Below are 25,671 nucleotides of genomic sequence, written 5' to 3' on the forward strand. Positions count from 1 at the left end.
GGATCAGCCCTTCAGGTCGAGAGTGAGTTTCTTGACGAAAAACGCTTCGGCGTACTTCGCGGCGGCTTCGATCCCGCGGATCCGGGCCAGCCCGAGGAACGCCTCGCGGTCGTACCAGGGCCGGTGCCGCTGGGACGCGTAGTGCGTCTGCAGCAGCCGGACCTTCTCCTCGGCGACGTCTTCGTCCAGGGGCTGGTAGACCGACGGCGCGCCGAGGTCGCCGTCCCACTTGACGATCTCGTAGCCGAGCGCGAGGTGGTCGCGGAACGCGGTCGGCACCAGCTTGGCCAGCCCGCGGTGGTCCTGGTGGGCGTCATCGGTGCGCGGCGCCAGGATGAGGTCCGGCTCGGTCCGCCGCCGCAGCTCCTCCAGGGCGTTCTTGGCCTCTTCCCAGTGCGCCGGGAACCGGCCGTCCGGCAGCTTCAGCACCGTGACGTCGAGCCGCGCGCCCGGGCAGAACGCCGCGAGCGCGGCCCGCTCCTCGTCCTCGCGGTGCGTGCCGCCGCCGGAGAGGACAAGAGCGTCGACCTTGAGCCCGGGACGCGCGGCGCAGAGCGTCAGCAGGGTGCCGCCGGCGCCGATCGCGACGTCGTCGCAGTGCGCGCCGAGGGCGACGACCCCGCCGAGCTGTCCCGGCCGGAGCCCGATCACGCGGTGCTCGCGACGGGCCGCTCCCAGAGCGCCCAGGGCTTCTTGCCGTGCGTGTACGCGTCGTCGAGCGCGGCGCGTTCCTTGACGGTGTCGGTCGGCTTCCAGAACCCGCGGTACGGGTAGGCGAGGAGACGACCGCGCTTGGCCAGCTCACCGCAGCCGTCGGCGACCAGGTCGCCGTTCTCCGGGATGTGGTCGAACACTTCCTGCCGGAGCACGAAGTACCCGCCGTTTTCCCACAGCGGCATTTCGCTGACCGCGGTGATCGCGCCGACCATGCCGCCTTCGTCCATTTCCACGCAGTGGAACGACGACTGCGGCGGCACGACCATCATCGACGCGCCCGCGTCGGTGTTCTCGAAGCGCTCGATCATGTCCGGCAGCGGCGCGTCGGAAAGGACGTCGGCGTAGTTCGCGAGGAACATCTCGTCGCCGTCGAGGTAGTCGCGGACGCGGCGCAGGCGCTCACCGATCGGCGACTCGATCCCGGTCTGCACGAAGGTGATCGTCCAGTCCGCGATGTCGGTCGACAGCAGCTCCGCCTTGCCGTCGCGGAGGATGAAGTCGTTGGAAATGGTTTCCTGGTAGTTCAGGAAGAAGTTCTTGATGTGCGCCGCGCCGTAGCCGAGGCACAGGATGAACTCGGTGTGGCCGAAATGCGCGTAGTACCGCATGACGTGCCAGATGAGCGGTCTCGGACCGACCATCGCCATCGGCTTCGGGACGTCGTCGGCCGCGCCGTTGCGCATCCGCATCCCGTAACCACCGCAGAAGAGGACGACCTTCACTTCACTGCACCTCGACGATTTCCAGGCGGGGAATGGGGAACACGAGCTTTCCGCCCCAGGCACCCACGAACGACAGCTGTTCGGTCAGTTCCTCCCGGAGGTTCCACGGGAGGACGAGCACGTAGTCGGGCCGGTCGGCTTCGATCCGCTCCGGGGGCAGCACGGGAATGCGCGTGCCCGGGGTGAACCGCCCGTGCTTGTACGGGTTGCGATCGACCGTGTACTGCAGCAGGTCCGTCCGGATGCCGCAGTGGTTCAGCAGGGTGTTGCCCTTGCCCGGGGCGCCGTAACCGACGACGGTCTTCCCGTCGTTGCGCGCCTCGATGAGGAACTTCAGCAGGTCCAGCCGCACGCGCGTGACGCGCTCGGCGAACTCGGTGTACCCGGACAGCTCGTGCAGCCCGGCGGCCTTTTCGCGCTCCAGGACGTCGGTCATCCGCTCGCTGGGCTCGCCCGCGACCCCGTCGGGACGCGCCCAGAGCCGGATCGACCCACCGTGCGTCGGCACGAGTTCGACGTCGACCACGGTCAGGCCGCCGGTCGCGAGGGCGCGCCGGGCGGATTCGACCGTGTAGTACTGAAAGTGCTCGTGGTAGATCGTGTCGTACTGGTTCTTTTCGATCAGCGTGAGCAGGTGCTGGACCTCGATGGAGACCCAGCCGTCGTCCGCGACCAGGGCGCGCAGGCCCTTGGTGAAGCCGAGGACGTCGGGGATGTGCGCGTAGACGTTGTTGGCGGCGACGAGGTCGGCCGGGCCGTGCTCGTCGCGCACCTGGCGGCCGGTTTCCTCGGAGAGGAAGGCCGTGAGAGTGGGCACGCCGGCGTCCCGCGCCGCCTGCCCGACGTTCACCGAAGGTTCGACACCCAGACACCGGATCCCGTGCCCGACGACGTGCTTGAGCAGGTAACCGTCGTTGCTGGCGACCTCGACGACGAAGGACTTTTCGTCCAGGCCCAGCCGCTCGACGGAACCGTCGACGAACCGCTTCGCGTGCTCCACCCACGACGTCGAGAAGGAGGAGAAGTACGCGTACTCGGTGAAGGTGTCATCCGGGTCGATCAGCGGCGGGATCTGCGCCAGCCAGCACTCGGTGCACACGATGAGGTGCAGCGGGAAGGTGGCTTCCGGCTCGTCGAGCTGCTCGGCGGTCAGAAATCGCTCACACGGGGGAGTCGCGCCGAGGTCCACGACACTGGCCGTGTTTGTCGAACCGCAGAGTCGACATGTGGTCATCTACCAGGCTCCTTGGCTCGCGGTCGCGATATGCGTTAAACACGTCGAGCAGGGGCGGACCGTCGTTACAGCGACGCGTGGCGGCCTGGTGGACCGATTCGGAACCGCAACCTGAATGGCCTAACTGTGGTGAAAATCACCCGGCGTGCGTGAGTGTATCCGTAACGTCCACTGTGGACGCGGATCTTGGGCCGGCCGCGTCACGACCTGGAGGCGTTCGGTCACTGGGGAGGGTGATGCAGGCGACATCTTTCTGTCGAAGGACACCCGCGCGAGCGGAGATGTTGCTCCTCCCGGACCGAGCCGGCGTGCTGGCCGAGCTCCGCGACAAGGCCGTCGCCGTTTCCGCCTGACCCCGCCAGCTCCGGTGTTCGCCGAGCGCAGAGTCGGCCCGTGGTCACGGCCTGACGGGTCCTAGGCTGGCCGGATGAGTTCGGAGACGGGTCCCCGGCTGAGCGGGGTCGCGGGCGTGGTGCTGACGGTCCGCTTCCTGACGGAGCTGGCCCTCCTGGGCGGCCTCGCCCTGGCTGGCACCCAGCTCGGCGCCGGAGTGGCCCTGGCGATCGTCGACGCGGTCCTGCTACCGGTCGCGGCAGCGGCGATCTGGGGCCTGTTCGTCGCGCCGAGGGCGCGCCGGCGGCTGGGGGAACCGGCCCGCTTCCTGGTGGAGTTCGCCCTGTTCGCGGTGACCGGGGTGGTCCTGGCCCTGGTGGGCTGGGTGGTGACGGGAGTCGTGCTGGCCGTGGTCGGCATCGGCGTCGCGGCGCTCACCCGCCGCGTCGCCAAGGACGGCTGACGCCCGTGGAGGCCTCGGGCGAGGAGGCCTCCACGGCATCTTGCCGATCGCGACTTGCTCAGCCGATCTTCTCGGCGGCCGGAATCACATCAGTGCCGAACTTCTCCAGCACCGCGGTCTTGTGCACGTGGGGGACCGCGCCCAGGGCTACGTCGATGCCGAGCCCGTTCAGCCGCTCCAGCTCCGCCAGCAGCGGGCCCGTCTTCGAGCCGTCTTCGCCGATGTCGAGGACGTGGTAAACCGTCTTGGTGATCGTGTCGTAGTCGCGGCCCTCGGTGTCGCAGTGCCGCTTCAGGACGTCGAGCTTGTGCTCCAGCTCCGGGCTGTTGAAGAGGTTGCACTGGTCGGCGTACTTCGCGACCAGCCGCAGCGTCTTCTTCTCGCCGCCGCCGCCGATCATGATCGGCGGGCGGGGCTTCGACAGCGCCTGCGGCACGTTGAGCAGGCGGGAAGCGTCGAAGTGCTTGCTCTTGAACGGCCCGTCGCCGTCGGCCCACATCTGCAGCACGTACTGGAGGTTCTCCTCCAGCAGCTCGAACCGCTCCGCGACCGGCGGGAACGGGAAGCCGAGCCCGCGGGACTCCTCCTCGTTCCAGCCCGCGCCGATGCCGAGGATCGCGCGGCCGCCGGAGAGCACGTCGAGCGTCGTGATCGCCTTGGCCAGCACGCCCGGGTGCCGGTAGAGCACGCCGGTGACGACGGTCAGCAGCTTGGCGCGTTCGGTGTGCGCCGCGATGAAGCCCAGGGCGGTGTACGCCTCGAGCATGTCGTTCTCGACGGGACCGACCCCGGCGATCTGGAAGAAGTGGTCCATGACGGCGATGGAGTCGAAGCCCGCCTGGTCGGCGGTGCGGACGACGGAGGCGAGGTCGGCGCCCAGCGCGGACGCCCCGTTCGGCCAGGTGAAGTCGGGGATCTGCAGTCCGAGTTTCATAGTCTCCGACCGTATACCTGGAGTTACGCCAGCTGCCGGGTCAAAAATCGCGGATCACGGAAACCCTGCCGTGCAAGGGATCGGTGACGAACACCGTGCGCGTCCGCTGGTCGACCGCGACGTCGCCGGGGTTGACGCCCAGCGACAGCTCGCCGGTGAGCGTGCCGCCCGTTCCGTCGATCCGGCTCAGGCCGTTCTGCCCGCCGTTGGTGTACACCGTGTTCGTGCCCTGGTGCACGGCCAGCGCGGAGGATTCACTGCGCAGCAACACGGTCTTGCGCTCGGTGCGCGTCGCGGCGTCCACAATGGACATGTGGTGGATGCCGGAGTTGGCCACGTACACCGTGCCGCTCGCGGCGTGCACCGCGACGGCGGTCGGCCGCGCGCCGACCTTCACGCTCCCGACGAACTTCCCGCTGTCGATCGAGAACACCTCGACCGAGTCCGTGCCGGTGCTGGCGCAGTAGGCGAGCTTGCGGCCGGGGTCGACCGCGATCCCGGCGAGGCTCGGCTTCGGGCCCGGGACGAGCGCCGCGAGGGTGCAGCTCACGCCGTCGAGCACGGCGAGCGTGCCGGTGCCGCCGCTGGCCGCGTAGACGCGGTTGGCCTGTTCGTCCACGGCCAGCGCGGACGCGCCGGCGCCCGCGCCGATGACGCTCACCAGGTCGTGGGTCCGCCCGTCCAGTACGACGACGGTGCCGGCCGGCGGGTTCGCGACGTAGATCCGGCCGGCCTTCGGGTCGACGGCGACGTCGGCCGGCGCCCCGCCGACGTGCACCTCGGCGACGACCGACGCGCTCTGCGGGTCGACCACCGAGACCGTCCCGGAGCCGGGATCCGCGACGTACGCGAGCCCGGTGACCGGATTCACCGCGACCCCGGCCGGGGCCCCGCCGACCTCGACCGAGCGGACGTCCTCCGCCCACGCGGACCCGGGCAGAGCCAGGGCGCCGGCACCCGCCGTGACCAGGGCGAACAGGGTCCGCCGGCGTATCTGGCGACCTCGCATCGGCGCCTCCGCTCGTGATCAACTCGCGGTCCGAGCGTAACCCGCCGGACGATCACGTGAAGGAACTTCGCGTCCCCCGATCGCGTTGTTTCCCTTGGGTAACCCCGGGGAACAGAGCGGACGGAGGCGAGCGCGCGTGCACGGGCACCAGAACGGGTTGAAGACGGCGTTGCTGCTCGGCCTGCTGTCGGCGATCATCGTCGCGATCAGCGGGCTGTTCGGCCGTGGCGCCCTGGTCATCGGCCTGCTCGTCGCCCTCGGGATGAACGCGTTCGCCTACTTCAACTCGGAGAAGCTGGCGCTGCGCGCGATGCACGCCCGGCCGGTGTCCGAGGTCGAGCAGCCCACGATGTACCGGATCGTGCGCGAGCTCGCCCACGTCGCCCGCCAGCCGATGCCCCAGCTGTACCTGAGCCCGACGAGCGCGCCGAACGCCTTCGCGACCGGCCGCAGCCCCCGCCACGCGGCGGTCTGCTGCACGACCGGCATCCTCGACCTGCTGAACGAGCGCGAGCTGCGCGCGGTGCTCGGCCACGAGCTGTCCCACGTGTACAACCGCGACATCCTGATCTCGTGCGTCGCGGGCGCGCTGGCCAGCGTGATCAGCGTGCTGGCGAACATCGCCCTGTTCTTCGGCGGCAACAACCGCGACGGAAACCCCCTGGTCAGCCTGCTGTTGATCTTCATCGGCCCGATCGCGGCGGCGGTCATCCGGATGGGCGTGAGCCGGTCCCGCGAATACCAGGCGGACGCGTCCGGCGCGGAGCTGACCGGTGATCCGCTGGGCCTGGCGTCGGCGCTGCGAAAGCTGGAGGCCGGCACACGGGCGCGGCCGCTGGTGGCTGAGCCGCAGCTGGTGTCACAGTCCCATTTGATGATCGCGAACCCGTTCCGGCCGGGAGAGGGGCTGAGCAAGCTGTTCTCGACCCACCCGCCGATCGCCGATCGCATCGCGCGGCTCGAGGAGATGGCGCGCCGCGCCCCCGGCGGCCTCTGAGCACGCCAACCGCGTGAAGCCCGCGTGAAACAGCGCATCTTTCTCAGGGAAAGTGGCGTCGTTGGTACCCGGTCGGGTGAAGCCCGAGTTAGGCCGAAGCCCCCGCCGCCACCGCGACAGCCTTCACATAGTCGCCGTAGCCGGACTTCGCCAGCTTCATGCCCAGCGCGTAGCACTCGTCGGCGTCGATGAAGCCCATCCGCAGCGCGATCTCCTCGAGGCACGCGATGCGGACACCCGTCCGGTGCTCCAGCACCTGCACGAACTGCCCGGCCTCCAGCAGCGAGTCGTGCGTGCCGGTGTCCAGCCAGGCGAAGCCGCGGCTGAGCTCCACCAGCGTCGCGCGGTCCTTGTGCACGTACGCGAGGTTGACGTCGGTGATCTCCAGCTCGCCGCGCGCCGAGGGCTTCAGCGAGCGCGCGATCTCGACCACCTCGTTGTCGTAGAAGTACAGCCCGGTGATCGCCTTGTTCGAGCGCGGCTTCTCGGGCTTCTCCTCGATCGAGATCAGCTTGCCGTCGGCGCCGACCTCGCCGACGCCGTAGCGCTCGGGGTCCTTCACCGGGTAGCCGAACAGGACACAGCCGTCGAGCTCGCGCACCGCGTCCTGGAGACGGGTCGAGAAGCCCTGGCCGTAGAAGATGTTGTCGCCGAGCACCAGCGCCACGTCGTCGTCGCCGATGAAGTCCGCGCCGATCACGAAGGCCTCGGCCAGGCCGTTCGGGCTCGGCTGCTCGGCGTAGGTGAACGAGAGGCCGAACTGGTCGCCGTTGCCGAGCAGCTTGCGGAAGTTCGGCAGGTCGGCGGGGGTGGAGATGATCAGGATCTCCCGGATCCCGGCCAGCATCAGCACCGAGATCGGGTAGTAGACCATCGGCTTGTCGTACACCGGCAGCAGCTGCTTCGACACCGCCTGGGTGATCGGGTGCAGGCGCGTCCCGCTGCCTCCGGCCAGCACGATGCCCTTCATGAGCTGCCTCCCTTGGTCGGTTCTCGGCCGGGACCCACCCTACGGGGGAGTCTGGAAGGCTCGATCGGGAAGCGCTAGAAGGCCGGTCCCTTGCCGAAGTAGGCCTTGCAGCCGAGGTTGTACTCGGTGGCGACCTCCAGGACGTTCTTGCCGTCGTCGACCGGCAGGAGCGTCGAGGAGTAGTTGGGGCAGAAGTTGTTGTAGATGCCGGTGATGTGCACGGGGGCGGGCAGCTCGTACCAGTTACCGCTGCCGAAGTTGTCGTTGGCCAGCAGCACCTGGCCGTTGCCGGGCTGTGGCGCGCCCTTGGCATTGGTGTAGATCTGCCCGACCATGACGATCCGGACGCCGTTCGGGCCGCCGGGGAACAGCGTGATCGTCTGAGCATGCTGGAAGTAGTTGCCGTTCGCGGTGTTCACGCGGGTGCCGGGGTCGGTCGGGCTGCCCCAGTTGGCGCCGTCGGGCGAGATCTTGAAGTACGGGTCGCAGTAGCGGTCGCGGAAGTTGCAGATCTCGTAGGCGAAGTAATACCGGCCGTCGGGCAGCCGCCGGATGATCGGCATGCCCGGCCGGACGCGGTCCGGCGGGATGGCCAGGGTGAGCTGCTTGGTGCCCCAGGTCACGCCGTCGGTCGAGGCGACGCGGTTGAGCACCTGCGCGTACTTCGGCGCCTGCGTCTCGTCGGCGTAGTGCAGCCAGAGCGTGCCGCCGGCGTCGACGGTGAACTCGGGCTCCCAGATGCCGTCGATGTTGTGCGACCGCGCGGCCTCGGACAGGAACAGCCACGAGCGGCCGCCGTCCTTGCTGGCCCAGACGCGGATCCCGACACGCCGCTGCGCCCCGGCGTCCTGCCGGTAGGACGCGGCCCACAGCAGCGTGCCGGCCCGCAGCTTCCCGACCCGCTGCGGCAGTTCGTAGACGGTGCCGCAGCACATGCCGTACCGGCCGTCGGGGTCGTGGATCTCGCCGATCTTGTGGAACGACTCGCCCTCGTCGGTGCTCTCCATCACCGGCGTGAACTTGCCGCCGGCGTCTTCGCTGGTCAGCGTCGCGATGATGCGGCCGCGCCCGATGATGGAGTGCTCGAGCCGGATCAGCCGCGCGTAGGAGCCGTAGCCCGGCACGAGCTGCTGGCGCTCGGCGGCGCTCGCGGGCGTCAGCAGGGTGGCGGCGAGGACGACTGGCAGCACGAAGACGAGCAAGCGGCGCATCCTTGACCCTCTCCACGCGGTGACCGCGCGATTACAACACGCGTGCGGGGTCCACCGTGGACAGTCACACGGCGCATTCGCGCGTTCGAGGGGTTTGCCGACCGCGAATGGGTGATCCATCACCCTCGGCGACAGTAACGCCCGGGCAAAGTGCGTCGAAAGATCACCTGAGGGTCTTGAGGGGGAACGATGAGAGTTCGGCTGTCCTGCGTCCTGGCAGCGGCGGTGGTGCTGACGTCCGGGTGCGCATCCGGCATCGGCGGCTACGGCGAGATCGTCGCCGCTTCCGGCGCGGCGGCCCAGACGCCGTCGTCGACCGCGCCCCCGGCGCCGCGCGAAGTGCCGACGGAGACGCACACGGGCAAGGGGAGCGGCGAGTTCGCGACCACGTGGCCGGCGGACCAGCTGGGGTTCTTCACGTTCGACTGCCCGAAGTGCACGAGCAACGTGATCATCGACACCGACGGCGGCGAGCACGGCCTGGTCAACGCGATCGGCGCGTACAAGGGGACGACGTGGCTGAACACGTACCCGGACCAGCCGGTGAAGAGGGTGACGATCCACGCGAACGCAGCCTGGACGGCGACGATCGCGGACCAGCGAAGCCTGCCTACTGCGGCGGCGGGAGCGGCTTCGTCCGGAAAGGGTGACGCGGTGCTCCGTCTGCCGGAGGGGGTGAGCCGCGTGCAGCTGACGGCGAAGACTCGGGGGAACATCGCGCTGTGGATGATGTCGCCGGAGAAGCGGGATCTGCTGTTGAACCAGATCGGTGACGTCCAGGTGGAGCGCGATCTCCGGGGGCCGGCTTTTGTGCGGGTGGATGGTTATGAAGCGAGCTGGACGCTGACGCCGTCCTGATCCGGGGGCATTTTTGGACCGGAATTGTCCATTTCCGCGCCGGTGGCTTGCGGCAGACTGTCGGGGTGGCAAACCGGGCCGGACGGGCGACGACCGTGATCGCGGTGCTGGGTTTGTCGGCCTGGGTCGCGCGGGAGTTCCGGAAAACACCACCAGGGAGCCCGAACCTTGGCGAAACCCCGCCGGCGGAGCGATCCGTTTCCGGCGAACCGTCAGCGGATTCCCTGGACAAGGAGCAGTTGGACCAGCTTCACGCCGCGACCCTGAAGGCCGCGGACTCGTGTTTCGAGCTGAAGAAGCTGTGCGCCACTGTTCTGGTACCGGCGGGTGTGCTGGTGGCGACGTTCAGTGACAAGAAGCTGAACCCGGCCGTCTTCGTGGCCGCGTTCTTGATCATCGTCGCTTTCTGGATCGCCGACGCGTTCAGCTTCTACTATCAGCGCCGGCTCAGGCTGTTGATGAAAGAGATCTGGCTCCGGCGCGGCTCACGCTGCGCCGGTGGCTACCAGCACACACAAGAGGTGGCGGCGGTGAACTGGCGGACGGCGGCGTTCAACGCGTCGATGATCTATTACTTGCTGCTGATCGTCCTGGTGGGCGTGGCCATGGTGGCCTACTCGCTCAACCTGCTCGACGTCGCGAATGCCGGTACCGGATGAGCGTCTTCGTCAGCTACTCGCGGGCGGACAACACGCTGGAAGCGCTGGGCCGGCTGCGTGACCGGCTCGGGTTTGCCGACGTCTACGTCGACGATCTCGACTGGGCGGAGTCGGGACTCACCAGGCTCGAGTCGGTCCGCAGCCGGTTGCTGACCGCCTCGGCGTTCGTCGCGGTGGTGAGCGAGAACTACCGCAAGACGGCCTGGACCGCGTGGGAGTTCCACATCGCGACCGTGCGTGAGGTCCCGAAGTTCGCGCTTCTGCCCAGCGGAGCGCTCGTGGCCGAGGGGACGGCCTCGTGGCCGTTCGAGGCGTTCGCCCCGGAGGGAGGCGCCGCCCGGAGCCCGTGGTGATGACGCGCGTCACGCCTGCGGGCACCCGGGGCCGGGTGCCCGCAGGGGGGTCACCGGTAGTTGGTGAACTGCAGGGCGATCTCGAAGTCCTTGCCCTTCAGCAAGGCGATCACGTCCTGCAGCTGGTCCTTCTTCTTGCCCGACACCCGCAGCTGGTCACCCTGGATCTGGGCCTGCACACCCTTCGGCCCCTCGTCGCGGATGAACTTGGCGATCTGCTTCGCCTTGTCCGACGCGATGCCCTGCAGGATCTTGCCGCCGATCTTGTAGATCTTGCCCGAGAGGGCCGGCTCGTCCGCTTCGAACGCCTTCAGGGAGATGCTGCGCTTGATCAGCTTCTCCTTGAAGACCTCGACCGCGGCCAGGGCGCGCTCCTCGGTCTCGGACTCGATCGCGATCGCCTCCTCGCCCGACCAGTTGATCGTCGTGCCCGTGCCGCGGAAGTCGAACCGCGTGCCCAGCTCCTTGCTCGCCTGGTTCAGCGCGTTGTCCACCTCCTGGCGGTCGACCTTGCTCACGACGTCGAAAGAGGGATCCGCCACGTGTCCTCACACCTCGTACTCGCTTGTCAGGGGCACCCAGCCTAGCCCCCACCACGGGACGGGCATCCCGGTTGACCCCCGCCGAGAGGCGTTGGGTAAGCTTCTCCCCGGCCGGTACGACCGGCCTGGGCGGGTTACCCGAGTGGCCAAAGGGGACTGGCTGTAAACCAGTTGGCTTACGCCTACGGGGGTTCGAATCCCTCACCCGCCACCCACAGTGGGCGCGGCCCCGCGACCGTTACTCCGGTCGCGGGGCCGTTTCCTTGTATACAGGACGCGAATGTTTGCCGGTGGTTTCCCCGCTGTACAGCCAGATGTTCGAATTGTCCAATAAATGCCCGGTGTCGATTAAAGCCGCGATTCGGCGGCAATTCTGCGGCGAAACGGTGGAAGATTCATTCGTAGGTACGGACCCACTTTCGAAATCGTCCGGGAATCCGTAACGGCTTTCTCGGCCCGCTCGACCCAGCTGGGTGGCAGAGGTCCGATCGATGGAGGCGAACATGCCCGTTCCCGGCACACTCGAACGTCCGGTGCGTGAACAGCTCGTGCAGGTCCAGTACGCCGACGCCCAGCTCGTCGCCGACTACGCCGATTCCTACTCCGGATGGGGGCCCACCGCCCGATATCACCACTCCCGCATGCACGCCGTCGACCAGGTGCTGCGGCGCTGCGCCGGCGGGAAGCTGCTCGACGTCGGCTGCGGGCCCGGGATGATGGTGCGGCACCTGGTCGACGACCGGCCCGGGGACTTCGCCGTCACCGGGTGCGACCGGTCCGCCGCGATGGTCGACGCCGGCCGCCGGCGCGTGCGGGAAGCGGCCGGTTTTGCCGTCGGGGACATCGAAGAAATGCCGTTCCCCGACGGCGTTTTCGACATCGCGCTCGCGATGGGCGTGCTCGAGTACGTCGACATCGGCACGGCGTTGACGGAAATCGCGCGGGTGGTGCGGCCCGGTGGGCTCGTGGTCGTCACGATGCTCAACCCGCGCAGCCCCTACCGGCTGTTCGAATGGGGCCTGTACTGGCCGGCGCGCCGCGTTCTCGGCGGCCTCGAGCACGCGCTGAGAGTCCCGCAAAAACACGGCGCGCGCCGCACCGGAATCCAGGCGCTGCCGACCCGGCGGCTGCACCACGAACTGTGGCAGGCGGGCCTGCAACCGGAGGACACGCTGTTCTACGACGTCACCGCGCTGGTGCCGCCGCTCGACCGCGTCGTCCGGCGCTGGGACCGGCGGTGGCGCGCGCGGCCGGAGTCCACCGTGGCCCGTGGCGCCGCGGGCCGCCTCGGCACCGGGTACCTCGTCGCCGCGCGGCGGCTCTGACCCCGGAACGGAAGAACGGCCGGTTTCCCTGGGGGAGGGGAAACCGGCCGTCCGGGGGCGGCGGCGCTCGGGGTTACGCCGCCTGGGAAACCGGCGTCGAAGCCGGGGTCAGGGCGAGGTCGAGGACCTCGCGGACGTTGGCCACCGCGTGGACGTCCAGCTGGGACAGCACCTCGGCCGGGACGTCGTCGAGGTCCGGCTCGTTGCGCTGCGGGATGATCACCGTCTTCATCCCGGCCCGGTGGGCCGCCAGCAGCTTCTGCTTGACACCGCCGATCGGCAGGACGCGTCCGGTCAGGGACACCTCGCCGGTCATCGCGACGTCCGCCCGGACCACGCGGCCCGAGAGCAGCGACGCCAGCGCCGTCGTCATCGTGACGCCCGCCGACGGCCCGTCCTTCGGGACCGCGCCCGCCGGGACGTGCACGTGGATGCCCCGCTCGCGCAGGTCGCCCACCGGCAGCTCCAGCTCCGCGCCGTGCGAGCGCAGGTAGGACAGCGCGATCTGGACGGACTCCTTCATGACGTCACCGAGCTGACCGGTCAGCTGCAGCCCGGACGCGCCGGACTCCTTGTCCGCCAGCGACGCCTCGATGTAGAGGACGTCACCGCCGGCGCCGGTCACCGCGAGGCCCGTCGCCACACCCGGGGTCGCGGTCCGCTGGGTCGACGCGGGCAGCGACGACTCCGGCAGGTGCCGCGGCCGGCCCAGGTAGGTCTCCAGGTCCGGGGAGTCCACCGTGAGCGGCAGGGCCACCTCGTCCAGCGCCACCTTGGTCGCGATCTTCCGCAGCACCTTCGCGATCGTGCGGTTCGCGTCGCGCACGCCCGCCTCGCGGGTGTACTCGGCGGCGATCCGGCTGAAGGCGGCGTCAGTCAGGCTCACGTCGGCGACGCCCAGCCCGGCGCGCTCCAGCTCCCGGGGGAGCAGGTGGTCGCGGGCGATGGTGACCTTCTCGTGCTCGGTGTAGCCGTCCAGCGTGACGAGCTCCATGCGGTCCAGCAGCGGGCCGGGGATGGTCTCGAGCGCGTTGGCCGTCGCCAGGAACACGACGTCGGACAGGTCCAGCTCGACCTCGAGGTAGTGGTCGCGGAACGTGTGGTTCTGCTCCGGGTCCAGCACTTCGAGCAGCGCCGCCGTCGGGTCGCCGCGGTAGTCGGCGCCGACCTTGTCGATCTCGTCGAGCAGCACGACCGGGTTCATCGACCCGGCTTCCTTGATGGCGCGGACGATCCGGCCGGGCAGCGCGCCGACGTAGGTGCGGCGGTGACCGCGGATCTCCGCCTCGTCACGGATGCCGCCCAGTGCGACCCGGACGAACTTGCGGCCCATGGCCTTCGCGACGGACTCACCCAGCGACGTCTTGCCGACCCCGGGAGGGCCCGCGAGGGCGAGCACCGCGCCCGAACGCCGTCCACCGACCGGGCCGAGACCCGATTCGGCCCGACGCTTGCGCACGGCCAAGTACTCGATGATGCGTTCCTTGACGTCGTCGAGGCCGGCGTGGTCGGCGTCGAGCACGGCCCGCGCCGCGGCGATGTCGTAGACGTCCTCGGTGCGCTCGTTCCAGGGCAGCTCCAGGACGGTGTCCAGCCAAGTGCGGATCCAGCCGCCCTCGGGGGACTGCTCGGACGTCCGGTCCAGCTTGTCCACCTCGGCCAGCGCGGCCTTCTTCACGGCGTCGGGCAGCTCGGCGCCTTCGACGCGGGCGCGGTAGTCCGTGTCGTCGGTGGAGCCGTCGAGCTCGCCCAGCTCCTTGCGGATCGCCTCGAGCTGGCGGCGCAGCAGGAACTCCTTCTGCTGCTTCTCCATGCCTTCGGAGACGTCCTTGCGGATCGTCTCGGTGACTTCCAGCTCGGCCAGGTGTTCCTTGCTCCACTCGAGCGCCTTCTCCAGGCGCGTGGTGACGTCCAGCGTGGTGAGCAGCTCGACCTTCTGGTCGGTGTCGAGGTACGGCGCGTTGCCGGACAGGTCGGCGACCGCGGACGGGTCTTCGACCTGCTGGACGGCGTCCATCAGCTGCCAGCCGCCCCGCTGCTGCAGGATCGAGATGACGACGGCCTTGTACTCGGCCGCGAGGGGCGCGGTGCGGTCGTCGGTGGTCTCGGGGGCGTCCTCGGCGTGCACCCAGCGGGCGGCGCCGGGTCCGTCGGCGATCCGGCCGACGAGCGCGCGGCTCGTGCCGCGCAGCAGGACGGCGGCCTTGCCGCCGGGCACCCGCCCGATGCGCTCGACGGTCGCGACGGTGCCGTACCCGGCGTACTCACCGTGGACACGCGGCACGATCAGGACCTCGGCCTTGGCGGTGCCGGTGGACCGGATGCCGGGGAACGACGCCTGGCTCGGCGTCTTGGCCTGGGCGGACTCCACCGCGGCCCGCGTCTCGGTGTCGGTGAGGTCGAGCGGGACGACCATGCCCGGCAGCACGACGTCGTCATCGAGCGGGAGCACGGGCAGGAGGCGGGTGTCGGTCATGTGCACTCCTCGGGTAGTTGAGTCTGCCTAGCTCAACTCTCCGATGGGTATGTTTGTTTCCGATGGTGCGTTCGCCCACAGCGATCAGGGAAAGCGCAGTTCAGCGGGCTGGGCGGCGTGCGACGGCGCACCACGCGAACGGCCGGGTTTCGAAGTCCAGGACCGTCGGACGCTCGTCGGGGCGCCAGTCCGGCAACGACGTCATCCCCGGCGGCAGCAGCGGCCAGCCGCCGAACCAGGGCAGCAGCTCGTCGGCCGAGCGCAGCCACGCCGGGTTCGACGTGTCGCGGTAGGCGTCGATGAACCGGTGCACCTCGGCCGCGCGGTCCGGCGGCGCGTCGTCGCGGCAGGTGCCGTGCGTCAGCGCCAGCCAGCTGCCCGGCGCCAGCTTCGCGCGGTACTCCGCCATCAGCCCCGCGGGGTCGTCGGACGGGCCGACGAAGTGCATCACCGTGATCATCAGCAGGCACACCGGCCGCGCCCAGTCGATCAATGACGACGTTGTCGGGTCGGCGAAGATCTCCTTCGGCCGCCGGATGTCCCGCTCGACGAGCCCCGCCCAGTCCGACGCGCCCTCGCGCTCCAGGATCAGCCGCGAATGCGCGGCCGCCACCGGCTCGTAGTCGACATAGACGACCGACGCCCGCTCGCCGGGCGGCAGCAGGTCGCGGACGATCTCGTGCACGTTCCCCGCCGTCGGCACCCCGGAGCCGAGGTCGACGAACTGGCGGACGCCGGCGTCCATCGCGGCCGCGACGACGCGGTTCATGAACGCCCGGTTCTGCCGGGAGATCGGCCGGATCAGCGGCCACACCTTCTCGACGCGGCGGCCGAACTCGCGGTCCACCGCCCAGTGGTGGTTCCCGCCGAGGTACCAGTCGTACACCCGGGCCGCGGACGGCTTGTCGGTGTCCACCCCGGCGGGGGCGATCGGCGCGGTTTCGCTCATCCGCCGGGCTTCTCCGCGATGCCGCACCACGCGTACGGCCGCGCTTCCGCCTCGAGCGCGTTCAGCTTCCGGTCGGGCCGCCAGTCCGGCAGGTGCACGATGCCCGGCTCGAGCAGCGGCCAGTCGCCGAACAGCGGCTCGATCTCCTCGCGGTCGCGCAGCCAGACCGGGTTGCTCGTCTTCCGGTACTGCTCGACGAACCAGCGCAGGCCCGCCAGGTACTCGCCGCTCCCGTCACCCTCGCTCATCTGCGAAAGCGCCAGCCAGCTGCCCGGCGCGAGCGCGTCCCGGTAGTCCGCCAGCAGGCCGTGCGGGTCGTCGTCCGGCCCGACGAAGTGCAGCACCGCCGCCATGATCAGGCAGACCGGCTTGGAGAAGTCGATGAGCCGCTTCGTCTCCGCGGCGCGCAGGACGGCCTTCGCGTCCCGCATGTCCGCCTGGACGATGCCGGCCCAGTCGGTCGCCGCCTCCTCTTCGAGGATCAGCGTCGCGTGCGCGACGGCGACCGGCTCGTAGTCGACGTAGACGACCGTCGCGTCGTGCTCGTCGGGCAGCTCCGCCTCGACGACCTCGTGCACGTTGCCGGCCGTCGGGACCCCGGAGCCGAGATCGACGAACTGCCGGATCCCGGCCCGCAGCGCCGCCCGCACCGCGCGGTTCATGAACTCGCGGTTCTGCTTCGACCCGGGGCGCACGAGCGGCCACTGCTGCTCCATGCGCCGGCCGAACTCGCGGTCCACGGCCCAGTTCTGGGTACCGCCGAGGTACCAGTCGTAGATCCGGGCCGCCGACGGCTTCTCCGTGTCGACGCCTTCGGGCGCTCTGGGCGCGGAATCCCGCTGATCGGTCACTTCGGCTCCCACTCCCTCATCCTGGTGGCCAGCCTACAAAGCGCGGGCGTCCGCGGGGATCCGCCAGTCGTTCACCGAACGGCTGGTCGACGCTGCCAGTACGTCCAGAGCGGGCGGTAGCCCTGCGCGTACCAGAACGGCGTCGAAAGCGGGTTCGCCGCCGCGTGGTGCAGGAGGACGACGTCGGCGCCCTCCTCGTCCAGCACCTGGTGGGCGTGGGCGGCCAGCGCGGTGCCGACGCCGGAGGACCGCGCGGCCTCCGCGACGGCCAGCGAGGAGAGGTAACCGACGCGGGTCGCGGCCACGCGGTCGCTGATCCAGCCGGTCTCGCCGGGGTGCTGGACGTTCACCATGCCGAGCGGGCGGCCGTACAGCTCCGCGACCCAGACCGCGGGCTCCGGCCGGTTCAGCTGCTCGGCGAGGTCCTTGGCCAGGATGTCCTCGACCCCCTCGCGCCAGTTCACCGTGCCGTACTGGGCGTCGTAGGAGTGCAGCTCCATGCCGAGCGCGACGGCGGTTTCGAGGTCGTCCGGGCCGGCCCGGCGGATCTTGACGCCGGGGGTGCCGCGCTCGCCCGCCGGGACCAGCCGCTCGGCCGGGCGGACGGCGATCACGCGCAGCGGCGCGAAGCCGTGGTGCAGCATCTCGCGCGCGCCGGCGGCGTCGCGGCTGGCGCGCGGCACGACCGCCGCGGTCTCGGTGTCGCCGTGCTCGGCGACCGCGCGCAGATGTTCATCCCATCGGGTGAGCAGGGCGTCGAGCACGGCCGCCGGCTGGGAACCGGCGAGCTGGAGGTCGAGCCGGTGTTCGGTCAGCGCGCGCCAGGGGGCGTTGGGCGCGCCCTGGTCGACCTGGATGCGCGAGGCGAGGCCAGACGCGGCCGAATCACCGGTGGCGACTTCCAGCACCACGGCGTTTTCGGCCGCCTCGAAGGGAGAAGAACCGGGGAGCAGGGGATCCACCGCCGCGAGCCGGGCCGCGTGTTCGGTGGCAATCACGTCGCTGTGCATGGGCACATTCAATCGCTACCGGGACTGTCGTGCGCACAGAAGTCGCCCGATGTAGGACACCCGATGTTTCACCCCTTGGTCCACGCAGGTCAGCGCCTTCGAGGCATTGTTAACCCTGGGGTGATCTCCTACTGTCTCGAAAGGGACACGGGTACGCCCTACGGGGTACGGTATGGCCCTTGTCCACACCCGAAGTCACGGATCAGCACCGGTGGACAAGCCGGGAGGGAAGGTCGGATGCCGGACACCAACGCCCACGGCGACGCCGTCGCACAGGCGCAGCCCGGGCCGGGAGCCGCTTCCGGGGCACCTCCCCAGCCGGTCGCGTCCGCCGAGGCGCGCACGGACGAGCGCCGGTTCCGCGTCTACACCTTCGCCGTCCTGAGCCTGGGGCTCGTCGCCGCGTTCGCGGTCGGCTCGTGGCTGCCGTTCCACTGGGACAGCAAGCTGCTGTGGATCGGCCCGGTCCTCGCGGTCGCGTTCCTGCTCGCCGAACAGCTCGGCATCAACGTCGACGTCCGCAGCGGCATCTCGTGGACCATCTCCTTCACCGAGATCCCGCTCGTCATCGGGTTCTTCGTCGCGCCGTTCGAAGTCGTGCTGGCCGCGCACCTGGTCGCCGGCATCGGGACGCTGCTCGCGCGGAAGGTCTCCGGCCGCGTCCTCTACAACGCGGGCGCGTTCCTGCTCGAGATCACCGGCGCCTTCGCGGTCGCTGGTCTGGTGAAGGTCGCCGTCGGCGCCGGAGCGGGCGCCGAGATCCCGTGGGTCGCCGCGCTCGTCGGCACCCTGACCGCGCCGCTCGTGAGCACGTTGCTCGCGCTGGCCGCGGTCCGCGTGCTGCGCCGCCGGATGCGGGTCAGCACCGCCGTCCGGCTCACCGCGCGGATCCTGGTCGTCGGCTTCGTCAACGCTTCCGTCGGCCTGTCCGGTTACCTCGTCATCTCCAACACGCCCAAGGCGTGGCCGCTGGTGCTCGCCGTCTTCCTCGGTCTCACCGCGCTCTACTGGGCCTACTCCGACCTGCTGCGGGAGCAGCGGGACATGGAGGCGCTCTCCGACGTCAGCCTGATGGTGGCCCGCTCCGGGCAGCAGGCCGCGGCGCGCCCGGCCAGCCGCGCGGAGGAGCTCGTCGGCGGGGTCGACGTCCGGGAGTGGGCGACGATCGCCGAGCGCATCAAGGACCAGCTCGCCGCGGGCCGGGTCGTGCTCCGGCTGCGGCTCGAAGCGAAGGACCCGCTGCGGGTCGTCGTCGCGGGCGACGACCTGCCGACGGCCGACCCCGCCGCCGACGACCCGCTGCTGCGGCTGCCCGGCGCGCACGTCCGGCACTTCCGGATCACCGAAGCCAACCCCGACGTCCGCACGGCGCTGCTCGACCGCGGCGCGCAGGAGGCGCTCGTCGTCCCGCTGCGCAGCGGGAACCAGCTCCTCGGCGTCGTCGAGGCGCACGACCGGCTGTCCCGCTGGCGCGGTTTCGGCAAGTACGACGTCCAGCTGCTCGGCACGATGGCCAGCCACCTCGCGACGTCGCTCGACAACCGGCGGCTGCTCGCGACCCTGCGCCACGACGCCTACCACGACCCGCTCACCGGGCACCTCAACCGGCTGGGGTTCCGGCAGGTGGCGAAGGAGCCGTTGCGGGACTTCGCCAACGCCGTGGTGCAGCGGATCGACCTCGACGTCTTCTCGACGGTGTCCGACGCGCTGGGCTACGCCTGGGCCGACCGGATGGTGATCGCCGCCGGCCGCCGCATCCGCGACGCGCTCGGCCCCGACGTCCCGCTCGCCCGCCTCGAAGGCGCGTCCTTCGCGGCGCTGCTGGTCGGCTGCCCGCCCGAAGAGGCCCACCGCGCGGCGGAACGGCTGCGCGAAGAGCTTTCCGCGCCGTACCCGGTCGACCGGCTTTCGGTCGAGGCCAACGCGATGATCGGCTACGCGACGACGACGCCCGAGGAGTCCGGCGACGTCGTCGACATCGAAGGCCTGCTCCAGCGCGCCGATGTCGCTGTTCGCGCTACCAAGGGCGGCGAAGAGGTCCGCGGGTACGTGCCGAGCATGGGCCAGATCTTCCTGCGCCGCTTCCAGATGGTCACGCAGTTCCGGCAGTCCCTCGAGGACGGCCAGGTCAGCGTCCACTACCAGCCGAAGATCACCCTGCCGAACCGCCAGGTGCAGGGCGTCGAGGCGCTGGTGCGCTGGGTGCACCCGGAGTTCGGCCGGCTCGGCCCGGACGAGTTCGTCCCGGCCATCGAGGCGGCCGGCCTGATCGGCGTGCTGACGTCGTTCGTGCTCGGCGAGGCGCTGAAGCGCTGCCGCAAGTGGCTCGACGAGGGCCTGCGGATCTCGGTGGCGGTCAACCTCTCGGTGCGCAACCTCGCCGACGAGGACTTCCCGGACAAGGTCGCGCGCGAGCTGGACCGCGTCGGCATCCCGCCCGAGCTGCTGACGTTCGAGCTCACCGAGTCCGGGGTGATGTCCGACCCGCAGAAGGCGCTGCCGATCCTGCGCGAGCTGCACTCGCTGGGCATCACGCTCGCCGTCGACGACTTCGGCACCGGCTACTCGTCGCTGGCCTACCTGCGGCAGCTGCCGGTCGACCAGGTCAAGATCGACAAGAGCTTCGTCCTCGGCATGGGCACCGACCTCGGCGACCTCGCCGTGGTGCGCTCGATCGTCGAGCTGGGCCACTCGCTCGGCCTGACGGTGGTCGCGGAAGGCGTCGAGGAGGACGTCGCGCGCGACCAGCTCGAGGCGATGGGCTGTGACGTCGCGCAGGGCTACCTCATCTCGCGGCCGCTGCCGGAGGACCGGCTCGAGGCGTGGCTGCAGGCGCGGACCGCGCGCTCGCCGGGACGCCACTCCGAGACCGTGCTTACCCTGCTGACCTGAGGTTTTGCCGTTTGTCGACCCCGGTTGCACGGCCGGGTGACGGCCCTTGGTAATCTTTCCAAGTCCTCGCGAGAGGCCAGGCCCCTTTAGCTCAGTCGGCAGAGCGTCTCCATGGTAAGGAGAAGGTCTACGGTTCGATTCCGTAAAGGGGCTCGCGACCTCAGCCGCGCCACGTTCGCGTGTCGCGGCTTGGGTCATGTAAGGGCGGTGTAGCTCAGTTGGCAGAGCAAGCGGCTCATAATCGCTGTGTCGCCGGTTCAAGTCCGGCCACCGCTACGCAGCTGAGAGGATTGTGCTCGCGGACCGCGCGAGCCACAGCCGCTCCGCTTAAACCCCGGGGGTCGAACCCCCGGACCCCCGCCGGGGGGCAAGCCCCCTGGACCCCCGCTTCGGGCGGCTGATGCTGTCGGGTGCGGACTCAGTACCGAGAGAGAAGGAAACGCTGTGGCTGCCACCGACGTGCGACCCAAGATCACGCTGGCGTGCGAAGAGTGCAAGCACCGCAACTACATCACCAAGAAGAACCGGCGCAACAACCCGGATCGCCTGGAGATGAAGAAGTTCTGCCCGAACTGCGGTACGCACCGGACGCACAAGGAAACTCGCTGACCGCGTAGCGCGTTCGCACCAGCTTCGAAGAGCCGCCCTGGACCACCGGGGCGGCTCTTTGCTGTTGGTAGCCTCCTCGACGTGCCCTTGGACGAGTCGTTCACCGGGCGGGTGTACCCGCCGCAGACCAGTTACGAAGTGAGCCGGGAGAAGATCCGGGAGTTCGCCGACGCCATCGGCGACGGGAACCCCGTCTTCCGCGACCCGGAGGCGGCCAAGGCGGCCGGCCACCCGGACGTCATCGCGCCCCCGACGTTCATCACGATCATCAACCTCGCCGCGATCAACGCGATCGTCACCGACCCCGAGCTCGGCCTCGACTACTCGCGGATGGTGCACGGCGACCAGCAGTTCAGCTACACGCGCCCGGCGCACGCCGGCGACCGGTTGCTGCTGACCACGCACATCGACCGGATCATGGCCCGGGCCGGCAACGACTTCATCAACCTGCGCGCCGAGATCACCGACGCCGACGGCGCGCACATCGCCACCACGCGCGCGCAGCTCGTGGTGCGGGGGGAGGACGCGTGAACGTCGGAGACGAGCTGGGCACCCTCGAGGTCCGGATCACCCGCGAGCAGCTGGTGCGCTACGCCGGCGCGGCGCTGGACTTCAACCCGATCCACTGGAACGAGGCGTTCGCGAAGGGTGTCGGCCTGCCCGACGTCATCGCGCACGGCATGCTCACGATGGCCGTGGCCGGCCGCGTCGTCACCGACTGGCTCGGCGACCCCGGCCGGCTGGTCGACTTCAGCGCCCGCTTCACCCGCCCGGTCGTCGTGCCGAACACGCCCGAGGGCGCGCTGGTCGAGATCACCGGCAAGGTCGGCGCGATCCAGGACGACGGCATCGTCCGCCTCGACCTCGTCGTGAAGCACGACGGCAAGACGGTGCTGGGCAAGCCGCAGGCCCTCGTCCGCGCCTAAGGCAGCTTCAGGAGGGCCAGGACGGCGTCCGCCATGCCCTGCTCGCCGCGCGCGTTGGGGTGCAACGGCGCGGCGGGCGCGGCGGGCAGCAGGCCCTCCACCCAGCGTGTGCCGGACGCCGAGCAGACGTCGTGGCCCTTGCCGGGCGTCGCCGTGTCGGCGTACCCCGCGCGGTGGCCGTCGGCCTGGTCCTCGAGCATCTTGTTCAGCTTGCCGAGCGCCTCGCGGAAGTAGGCGACGTCGCCGGCGCCGACGGGCAGCGACGGCCAGCAGCCGTCGCCGTCGGGCAGCACGGTCGGGTAGCCGACGACGACCACCTTGGCCATCGGCGCCTTCGTGTGGATCCGGTCCAGGACGGCGCCGACCTTCGGCGCGGCGGCGTCGATCCGCTCGGCCAGCTGGTCGTGCCCGCCGGCGGTCAGCCGGTCCTTGCACGGCGACGACGCCGGCTGGGTCGTCGCGCAGGACGACGCCAGCTGCAGGAAGCCGACGTCGTTGCCGCCGATGCCGAGCGTCACCAGCGTGGTCTTGGCGGTCACGGCGTCGAGCTGGGGCGGGTTCGTGCCGTTGCCGGTCTTCTGCGCGGCGGTCAGGTTCGCCGTCGTCGCGCCGCTGCAGCTGACGTCGGCGAACTCGGCGGGCTTCAGCTTCGCGGAGACGAGGTGCGGGTAGTTGTCGTCCGAGCGGTCGCAGCCGGCGGGTGTCCCGGCCTGACGCCCGGTGCGCGGCGCCGACGTGTAGGAGTCCCCCAGCGCGACGTAGCGCCCGGAGCCGCCTCCGGTGTCCGCGCCGTCGGGCGGCGCCGACGAAGAGCCGTGCTGCCACTTGTAGTACCCGAAGGCCAGCAGGCCGAGCACGAGCACCAGGACGAGACAGCCGCCGCCCCCGCTCTTTTTCGCCACTCCTTCGTTTCTACCGGGCCCGCACCCGCGCCGACCTAGTCAATCCGGGTGACGCGCTGGGCGAGCAGGTCGTTCACCAGCCCCGCGCCGCCCTCCGGGTCGTCCACGCTGACCAGCACCGTCCGTCCGCTTTCCAGCGCCAGCGCCATGGCCGGGCCGCCGCGCACCTTGTAGGCCGTCGTGCCGGTCACCGGGTTGAAACGCAGGCCGAGCCCGGTGTCGCCGAACGTCGACAGGTCGCGCGTCGTGGCTTCGCGGATGCTGCCCAGCCCGATGTGCCGCCATGGGACGCCGAGGAGGCCGAAGCGGATCGTCACGCCCTTGGCGTCCACGGTCGCCTTCAGCCGGTAGGTCATCGCCGTCACGGCCGTGCCGACCAGCGCGATCCAGACGGCCATCGGCCAGGAGAGCCCGGCGGGCAGCAGGCCGATCGCGACGGGGACCAGCAGCAGCGCCCAGAGCATCGCCGGGTTGACCGCCCGGCTCGACCAGTAGGCGCGCTGGCCCGGCCGGAGCCCGACGCTCGGGCGGTCCGGGCTGGCTTCGACGGCCGGGGCGGGCAGGCCGCCGACGAACGCCGCCACGACCCCGAGCACGGCCGCGCCGGCCAGGAACAGCACGACCACGGCGCCACTGCGCGCCGCGTGCCAGTCCGGCACGTCGAGGTTGGGCACGAGCACCGAAAGCAGGGTGGCCGGCGCCAGCACGGCGAACCCGGCGCCGACCCCGACGGTGACGCGGGGCACCGGCCGGCCGCGGCGGAGCGCGGCGACGGCCGTCGTCGCGAGGACCACCGTCGCGACCGCGCCGAGTGCCAGGCACACGGTGACGAACACCCCGGCCGGCGTCGAGCCGTCCGGCCCGTCGTTCCAGTGCGTCGCGATGGGGTCGGGCAGCCGGCCGGCCCAGGCGCCCGCGAGGAGCCCGGTGGTGACCAGCACCGCGCCCGGCAGCACGGCCGTCGCGGTCAGGACCCGGATCAGCTTGGTCATGAGTACTTCTCCTTCAGGATCCCGGTGAGCTCCTCGAACCCGACGCCCGCGCGCTTGGCCTCGCCGGCCAGTTCCGCGGCCAGCTCGGCCAGCCGGGCCCGCGCCGACGCCCCGCCGATCACGACGGCGCCCCGGCGTCGCCGCAGGTCGATGAGGCCCTCGTCGCGCAGCACGGCGTACGCGCGCAGCACGGTGTGGACGTTGATCTCCAGCGCCGTCGCCAGCTCGCGGGCGGGTGGCAGCTGCTCGCCCGGGGCCGGGCTGCCGTCCGCCAGGGCGCGGCGCAGCGACGCCGCCACCTGTTCGAAGAGCGGGACGGTCGAGCTCGGGTCGATCCGGACCAACATAGTTCTAACTGTACTAGAACTAACCGGCTTTGGTCGGGTGAACCTGAACGAGGGATCGATGGTTGCGTGCGGCGGGGATCACGGCGAGGGTGGGGCCCGCCGGAAGAAGTCGAACCGAGAAAGGCAGGAAAAGCTGTGGGCCTGAACCTGAACAAGCTCGTCGACAAGGCTTACGAAGACAAGTCGATCAAGGAGCTGCTGGACGCCCCGCCGTCCGCGCTCGAGGGGCTCACGCCGAAGCACGACGAACTGCTCGCTGAGCTGAAGATCAAGACGGTCCGCGACCTCGCGAACTGGAAGTACGCGGCCAAGGCGCAGGCGCTGGCCACCCTCGCCGACAGCGAGTCCTGACCGCTCAGGCGGCCAGTTCGGCCGCCAGCTCCAGTGCGTGGTCGACGTCCTTCGCGACGTAGTGCAGGTCGACCAGCACCTCCGTGATGCCCGCTTCGCGGGCGACGTCCAGGCACGCCGGGACGTCCGCGACCGAAGCGACCCCGGTGCCCGCGCGCGGGTTGATCCGCAGTACCCGCCGCAGCGCGCCGGGGTCGCGTCCGGCCTTCTCGGCCGCTTCGAGCGCGACCGACCAGAGGCCGTCGAGGTGCTGCCTCGGCATCCAGCCGGCGAGCCAGCCGTCCGCGCGGCGCCCGACCCGCGCCAGCGCCGGCGGCGAGAACCCGCCGAGCAGCACCGGCGGCCGCGGCCGCTGCGCCGGGCGCAGGCCGACCGTCGACGGCGCGATCCGCCACTGCGGGCCGTCGTGCGCCGCCGGGTCGCCGGTCCACAGCGCTTCCAGCGCGTCCAGCACGTCTTCGAGCCGCTTGCCGCGGCCCGCCCACGGCACCCCGGTCGCGAAGTACTCCTCGCGCAGCCAGCCGAGCCCGAACCCGACGTCCAGCCGGCCGGCGCTGGCGAGGTCGAGCGAGGTCAGGGCCCTGGCCAGCAGCACCGGGGAATAGACCGGCCCGGTCAGCGCGCTCATCCCGAGGCGCGCGGTCCGCGTCACGGCGGCGGCGGTGGCCAGCGTCGTGAACGGGTCCGCGAAGGTCTCGAACTCCTTCGGGTACGGCTCCGCCGGTGTCCCGCCGCCCGGGTACAGGTCGGACGGCTCCCGGGGCGTCAGGATCCGGTCGCCGACCCACAGCGAGCCGAAGCCGAGGTCCTCCGCGGCGGTCGCGAAGCGCGCGACAGCGGCGGGGTCGGCGAGGGCGCCGTACTGGGGGAGCGCCAGGCCGAGCCGAGTCCCGCTCACCGGTGAGCGGGACTCCGGGGTGCTCGTCATGGCGGACATCCTGGCATGATCAAGGGGCCGGCGGGAGGTTTTCCGCAGGCCGACCGGGCTTCGGCGGTCGATCGGGGGGCGCGGTTGCGGGCTCTCGTGAGGCTTGCCGTA

Annotated in this window: 27 protein-coding genes and 3 tRNA genes; 14 read left to right on the plus strand and 16 right to left on the minus strand. The window is 70.5% G+C overall.

All coding sequences use genetic code 11. The annotated features are described in order from the left end of the window. Positions 1-3 precede the first annotated feature (3 nt). The 3 genes from ACZ61C_RS19365 to ACZ61C_RS19375 are packed head-to-tail and all read right to left on the minus strand — an operon-like array spanning position 4 to position 2,673. Positions 4-651: a PIG-L deacetylase family protein gene (locus ACZ61C_RS19365; RefSeq protein WP_465308545.1), complete on the minus strand. Its 648-nt coding sequence runs from the start codon at positions 649-651 to the stop codon at positions 4-6. Next, on the minus strand, positions 648-1,439 hold the full coding sequence (locus ACZ61C_RS19370; protein ID WP_465308547.1) for a sugar phosphate nucleotidyltransferase: 792 nt from the start codon (positions 1,437-1,439) through the stop codon (positions 648-650). Before ACZ61C_RS19370 ends, ACZ61C_RS19365 begins: the two co-directional genes overlap by 4 nt. 1 nt (position 1,440) lies before the next feature. After that, positions 1,441-2,673: a class I SAM-dependent methyltransferase gene (locus tag ACZ61C_RS19375; RefSeq protein ID WP_465308549.1), complete on the minus strand. Its 1,233-nt coding sequence runs from the start codon at positions 2,671-2,673 to the stop codon at positions 1,441-1,443. A 427-nt stretch (positions 2,674-3,100) separates the two neighbouring features. Here ACZ61C_RS19375 and ACZ61C_RS19380 point away from each other — a divergent pair, with 427 nt between their 5' ends. Beyond that, positions 3,101-3,469, plus strand: a complete 369-nt coding sequence (locus ACZ61C_RS19380) for a YrdB family protein (protein ID WP_465308551.1) — start codon at positions 3,101-3,103, stop codon at positions 3,467-3,469. A 58-nt stretch (positions 3,470-3,527) separates the two neighbouring features. Here ACZ61C_RS19380 and ACZ61C_RS19385 read toward each other — a convergent pair whose 3' ends face one another. After that, complete coding sequence (locus tag ACZ61C_RS19385) at positions 3,528-4,403, minus strand: LLM class F420-dependent oxidoreductase (protein WP_465308553.1); 876 nt, start codon at positions 4,401-4,403, stop codon at positions 3,528-3,530. Positions 4,404-4,443: 40 nt separating this feature from the next. After that, a complete protein-coding gene (locus ACZ61C_RS19390; protein WP_465308555.1) occupies positions 4,444-5,412 on the minus strand; it encodes a YncE family protein in 969 nt (322 codons plus the stop codon). Positions 5,413-5,548: 136 nt separating this feature from the next. Between ACZ61C_RS19390 and htpX the strand changes: the two genes are divergently transcribed. Beyond that, positions 5,549-6,409, plus strand: a complete 861-nt coding sequence (htpX, locus tag ACZ61C_RS19395) for a zinc metalloprotease HtpX (RefSeq protein ID WP_465308557.1) — start codon at positions 5,549-5,551, stop codon at positions 6,407-6,409. Between the two features lie 88 nt (positions 6,410-6,497). Here htpX and rfbA read toward each other — a convergent pair whose 3' ends face one another. Together rfbA and ACZ61C_RS19405 are read right to left on the minus strand one after the other, a co-directional pair. After that, positions 6,498-7,379 carry a glucose-1-phosphate thymidylyltransferase RfbA gene (rfbA, locus tag ACZ61C_RS19400; RefSeq protein ID WP_465308559.1) on the minus strand — a complete coding sequence of 294 codons (882 nt, stop codon included), beginning with the start codon at positions 7,377-7,379 and terminating at the stop codon, positions 6,498-6,500. A gap of 74 nt (positions 7,380-7,453) precedes the next feature. Beyond that, positions 7,454-8,590, minus strand: coding sequence for a sialidase family protein (locus tag ACZ61C_RS19405; RefSeq protein WP_465308561.1), 1,137 nt, complete (start codon positions 8,588-8,590; stop codon positions 7,454-7,456). Positions 8,591-8,779: 189 nt separating this feature from the next. On the opposite strand from ACZ61C_RS19405, the gene ACZ61C_RS19410 reads away from it, so the two are divergent. The 3 genes from ACZ61C_RS19410 (at position 8,780) to ACZ61C_RS19420 (ending at position 10,460) form a co-directional block, all read left to right on the plus strand. Further along, positions 8,780-9,448, plus strand: a complete 669-nt coding sequence (locus tag ACZ61C_RS19410; protein ID WP_465308563.1) for a hypothetical protein — start codon at positions 8,780-8,782, stop codon at positions 9,446-9,448. A gap of 65 nt (positions 9,449-9,513) precedes the next feature. Further along, positions 9,514-10,107 carry a hypothetical protein gene (locus tag ACZ61C_RS19415; protein WP_465308565.1) on the plus strand — a complete coding sequence of 198 codons (594 nt, stop codon included), beginning with the start codon at positions 9,514-9,516 and terminating at the stop codon, positions 10,105-10,107. After that, entirely contained in the window at positions 10,104-10,460 is a 357-nt protein-coding gene (locus ACZ61C_RS19420) for a toll/interleukin-1 receptor domain-containing protein (protein WP_465308567.1), read from the plus strand. Before ACZ61C_RS19415 ends, ACZ61C_RS19420 begins: the two co-directional genes overlap by 4 nt. 50 nt (positions 10,461-10,510) lie before the next feature. On the opposite strand, the gene ACZ61C_RS19425 is transcribed toward ACZ61C_RS19420, so the two are convergent. Beyond that, positions 10,511-11,002 (minus strand): YajQ family cyclic di-GMP-binding protein, encoded by a 492-nt coding sequence (locus ACZ61C_RS19425; protein ID WP_247015184.1) that lies wholly within the window; start codon positions 11,000-11,002, stop codon positions 10,511-10,513. A gap of 128 nt (positions 11,003-11,130) precedes the next feature. Here ACZ61C_RS19425 and ACZ61C_RS19430 point away from each other — a divergent pair. Next, positions 11,131-11,213, plus strand: a tRNA-Tyr gene (locus tag ACZ61C_RS19430). 292 nt (positions 11,214-11,505) lie between these two features. Beyond that, on the plus strand, positions 11,506-12,327 hold the full coding sequence (locus ACZ61C_RS19435) for a class I SAM-dependent methyltransferase (protein ID WP_465308568.1): 822 nt from the start codon (positions 11,506-11,508) through the stop codon (positions 12,325-12,327). Between the two features lie 73 nt (positions 12,328-12,400). Here the strand turns inward: ACZ61C_RS19435 and lon are convergent, their stop codons facing one another. The 4 genes from lon to ACZ61C_RS19455 all read right to left on the minus strand — a co-directional run bounded on the left by lon (position 12,401) and on the right by ACZ61C_RS19455 (position 17,613). After that, entirely contained in the window at positions 12,401-14,803 is a 2,403-nt protein-coding gene (gene lon / locus ACZ61C_RS19440; RefSeq protein WP_465308570.1) for an endopeptidase La, read from the minus strand. Between the two features lie 100 nt (positions 14,804-14,903). Beyond that, the gene (locus ACZ61C_RS19445) at positions 14,904-15,752 is read right to left on the minus strand and encodes an SAM-dependent methyltransferase (protein ID WP_465308572.1); all 849 of its coding nucleotides are present in this window, start codon (positions 15,750-15,752) and stop codon (positions 14,904-14,906) included. Then, positions 15,749-16,603: an SAM-dependent methyltransferase gene (locus tag ACZ61C_RS19450; protein ID WP_465308574.1), complete on the minus strand. Its 855-nt coding sequence runs from the start codon at positions 16,601-16,603 to the stop codon at positions 15,749-15,751. Before ACZ61C_RS19450 ends, ACZ61C_RS19445 begins: the two co-directional genes overlap by 4 nt. Before the next feature lie 71 nt (positions 16,604-16,674). Continuing rightward, positions 16,675-17,613 (minus strand): GNAT family N-acetyltransferase, encoded by a 939-nt coding sequence (locus ACZ61C_RS19455; protein WP_465308576.1) that lies wholly within the window; start codon positions 17,611-17,613, stop codon positions 16,675-16,677. 237 nt (positions 17,614-17,850) lie between these two features. On the opposite strand from ACZ61C_RS19455, the gene ACZ61C_RS19460 reads away from it, so the two are divergent. From ACZ61C_RS19460 to ACZ61C_RS19485, 6 genes are all read left to right on the plus strand, one after another. Then, the gene (locus ACZ61C_RS19460) at positions 17,851-20,505 is read left to right on the plus strand and encodes a putative bifunctional diguanylate cyclase/phosphodiesterase (RefSeq protein ID WP_465308578.1); all 2,655 of its coding nucleotides are present in this window, start codon (positions 17,851-17,853) and stop codon (positions 20,503-20,505) included. Between the two features lie 80 nt (positions 20,506-20,585). Beyond that, positions 20,586-20,658, plus strand: a tRNA-Thr gene (locus ACZ61C_RS19465). 50 nt (positions 20,659-20,708) lie between these two features. Beyond that, positions 20,709-20,781 (plus strand) — tRNA-Met (locus ACZ61C_RS19470). Between the two features lie 168 nt (positions 20,782-20,949). After that, a complete protein-coding gene (gene rpmG / locus ACZ61C_RS19475) occupies positions 20,950-21,114 on the plus strand; it encodes a 50S ribosomal protein L33 (protein WP_005152047.1) in 165 nt (54 codons plus the stop codon). Between the two features lie 81 nt (positions 21,115-21,195). Further along, positions 21,196-21,645 (plus strand): MaoC family dehydratase N-terminal domain-containing protein, encoded by a 450-nt coding sequence (locus ACZ61C_RS19480; RefSeq protein ID WP_465308580.1) that lies wholly within the window; start codon positions 21,196-21,198, stop codon positions 21,643-21,645. Then, positions 21,642-22,040, plus strand: a complete 399-nt coding sequence (locus tag ACZ61C_RS19485) for a MaoC family dehydratase (protein WP_465308582.1) — start codon at positions 21,642-21,644, stop codon at positions 22,038-22,040. Before ACZ61C_RS19480 ends, ACZ61C_RS19485 begins: the two co-directional genes overlap by 4 nt. Here the strand turns inward: ACZ61C_RS19485 and ACZ61C_RS19490 are convergent. Genes ACZ61C_RS19490 through ACZ61C_RS19500 form a run of 3 tightly spaced genes read right to left on the minus strand, consistent with a single transcriptional unit; the run spans position 22,037 to position 24,281 of the window. Further along, on the minus strand, positions 22,037-22,942 hold the full coding sequence (locus ACZ61C_RS19490) for an SGNH/GDSL hydrolase family protein (RefSeq protein ID WP_465308584.1): 906 nt from the start codon (positions 22,940-22,942) through the stop codon (positions 22,037-22,039). The two genes, ACZ61C_RS19485 and ACZ61C_RS19490, sit on opposite strands and share 4 nt — an antisense overlap. A gap of 35 nt (positions 22,943-22,977) precedes the next feature. Then, the gene (locus ACZ61C_RS19495) at positions 22,978-23,934 is read right to left on the minus strand and encodes a hypothetical protein (RefSeq protein ID WP_465308586.1); all 957 of its coding nucleotides are present in this window, start codon (positions 23,932-23,934) and stop codon (positions 22,978-22,980) included. After that, the gene (locus ACZ61C_RS19500) at positions 23,931-24,281 is read right to left on the minus strand and encodes a GntR family transcriptional regulator (protein WP_465308588.1); all 351 of its coding nucleotides are present in this window, start codon (positions 24,279-24,281) and stop codon (positions 23,931-23,933) included. Before ACZ61C_RS19500 ends, ACZ61C_RS19495 begins: the two co-directional genes overlap by 4 nt. A gap of 135 nt (positions 24,282-24,416) precedes the next feature. On the opposite strand from ACZ61C_RS19500, the gene ACZ61C_RS19505 reads away from it, so the two are divergent. Further along, positions 24,417-24,632, plus strand: coding sequence for a hypothetical protein (locus ACZ61C_RS19505; protein WP_465308590.1), 216 nt, complete (start codon positions 24,417-24,419; stop codon positions 24,630-24,632). A 4-nt stretch (positions 24,633-24,636) separates the two neighbouring features. On the opposite strand, the gene ACZ61C_RS19510 is transcribed toward ACZ61C_RS19505, so the two are convergent. Next, on the minus strand, positions 24,637-25,560 hold the full coding sequence (locus ACZ61C_RS19510; protein ID WP_465308592.1) for a TIGR03619 family F420-dependent LLM class oxidoreductase: 924 nt from the start codon (positions 25,558-25,560) through the stop codon (positions 24,637-24,639). Between the last annotated feature and the right edge of the window lie 111 nt (positions 25,561-25,671).

This window comes from Amycolatopsis sp. NPDC104587 (assembly GCF_055583645.1).

Coding starts and splice junctions, on each gene's coding strand:
- ACZ61C_RS19420 (WP_465308567.1), top strand. CDS start 10,104: ATGAGCGTCTTCGTCAGCTACTCGCGGGCGGACAACACGCTGGAAGCG.
- ACZ61C_RS19390 (WP_465308555.1), bottom strand. CDS start 5,412: ATGCGAGGTCGCCAGATACGCCGGCGGACCCTGTTCGCCCTGGTCACG.
- ACZ61C_RS19500 (WP_465308588.1), bottom strand. CDS start 24,281: ATGTTGGTCCGGATCGACCCGAGCTCGACCGTCCCGCTCTTCGAACAG.
- lon (WP_465308570.1), bottom strand. CDS start 14,803: ATGACCGACACCCGCCTCCTGCCCGTGCTCCCGCTCGATGACGACGTC.
- ACZ61C_RS19460 (WP_465308578.1), top strand. CDS start 17,851: ATGCCGGACACCAACGCCCACGGCGACGCCGTCGCACAGGCGCAGCCC.
- ACZ61C_RS19455 (WP_465308576.1), bottom strand. CDS start 17,613: ATGCACAGCGACGTGATTGCCACCGAACACGCGGCCCGGCTCGCGGCG.
- ACZ61C_RS19435 (WP_465308568.1), top strand. CDS start 11,506: ATGCCCGTTCCCGGCACACTCGAACGTCCGGTGCGTGAACAGCTCGTG.
- ACZ61C_RS19445 (WP_465308572.1), bottom strand. CDS start 15,752: ATGAGCGAAACCGCGCCGATCGCCCCCGCCGGGGTGGACACCGACAAG.
- rfbA (WP_465308559.1), bottom strand. CDS start 7,379: ATGAAGGGCATCGTGCTGGCCGGAGGCAGCGGGACGCGCCTGCACCCG.
- ACZ61C_RS19385 (WP_465308553.1), bottom strand. CDS start 4,403: ATGAAACTCGGACTGCAGATCCCCGACTTCACCTGGCCGAACGGGGCG.
- ACZ61C_RS19510 (WP_465308592.1), bottom strand. CDS start 25,560: ATGACGAGCACCCCGGAGTCCCGCTCACCGGTGAGCGGGACTCGGCTC.
- ACZ61C_RS19410 (WP_465308563.1), top strand. CDS start 8,780: ATGAGAGTTCGGCTGTCCTGCGTCCTGGCAGCGGCGGTGGTGCTGACG.
- ACZ61C_RS19375 (WP_465308549.1), bottom strand. CDS start 2,673: ATGACCACATGTCGACTCTGCGGTTCGACAAACACGGCCAGTGTCGTG.
- ACZ61C_RS19405 (WP_465308561.1), bottom strand. CDS start 8,590: ATGCGCCGCTTGCTCGTCTTCGTGCTGCCAGTCGTCCTCGCCGCCACC.
- ACZ61C_RS19380 (WP_465308551.1), top strand. CDS start 3,101: ATGAGTTCGGAGACGGGTCCCCGGCTGAGCGGGGTCGCGGGCGTGGTG.
- ACZ61C_RS19495 (WP_465308586.1), bottom strand. CDS start 23,934: ATGACCAAGCTGATCCGGGTCCTGACCGCGACGGCCGTGCTGCCGGGC.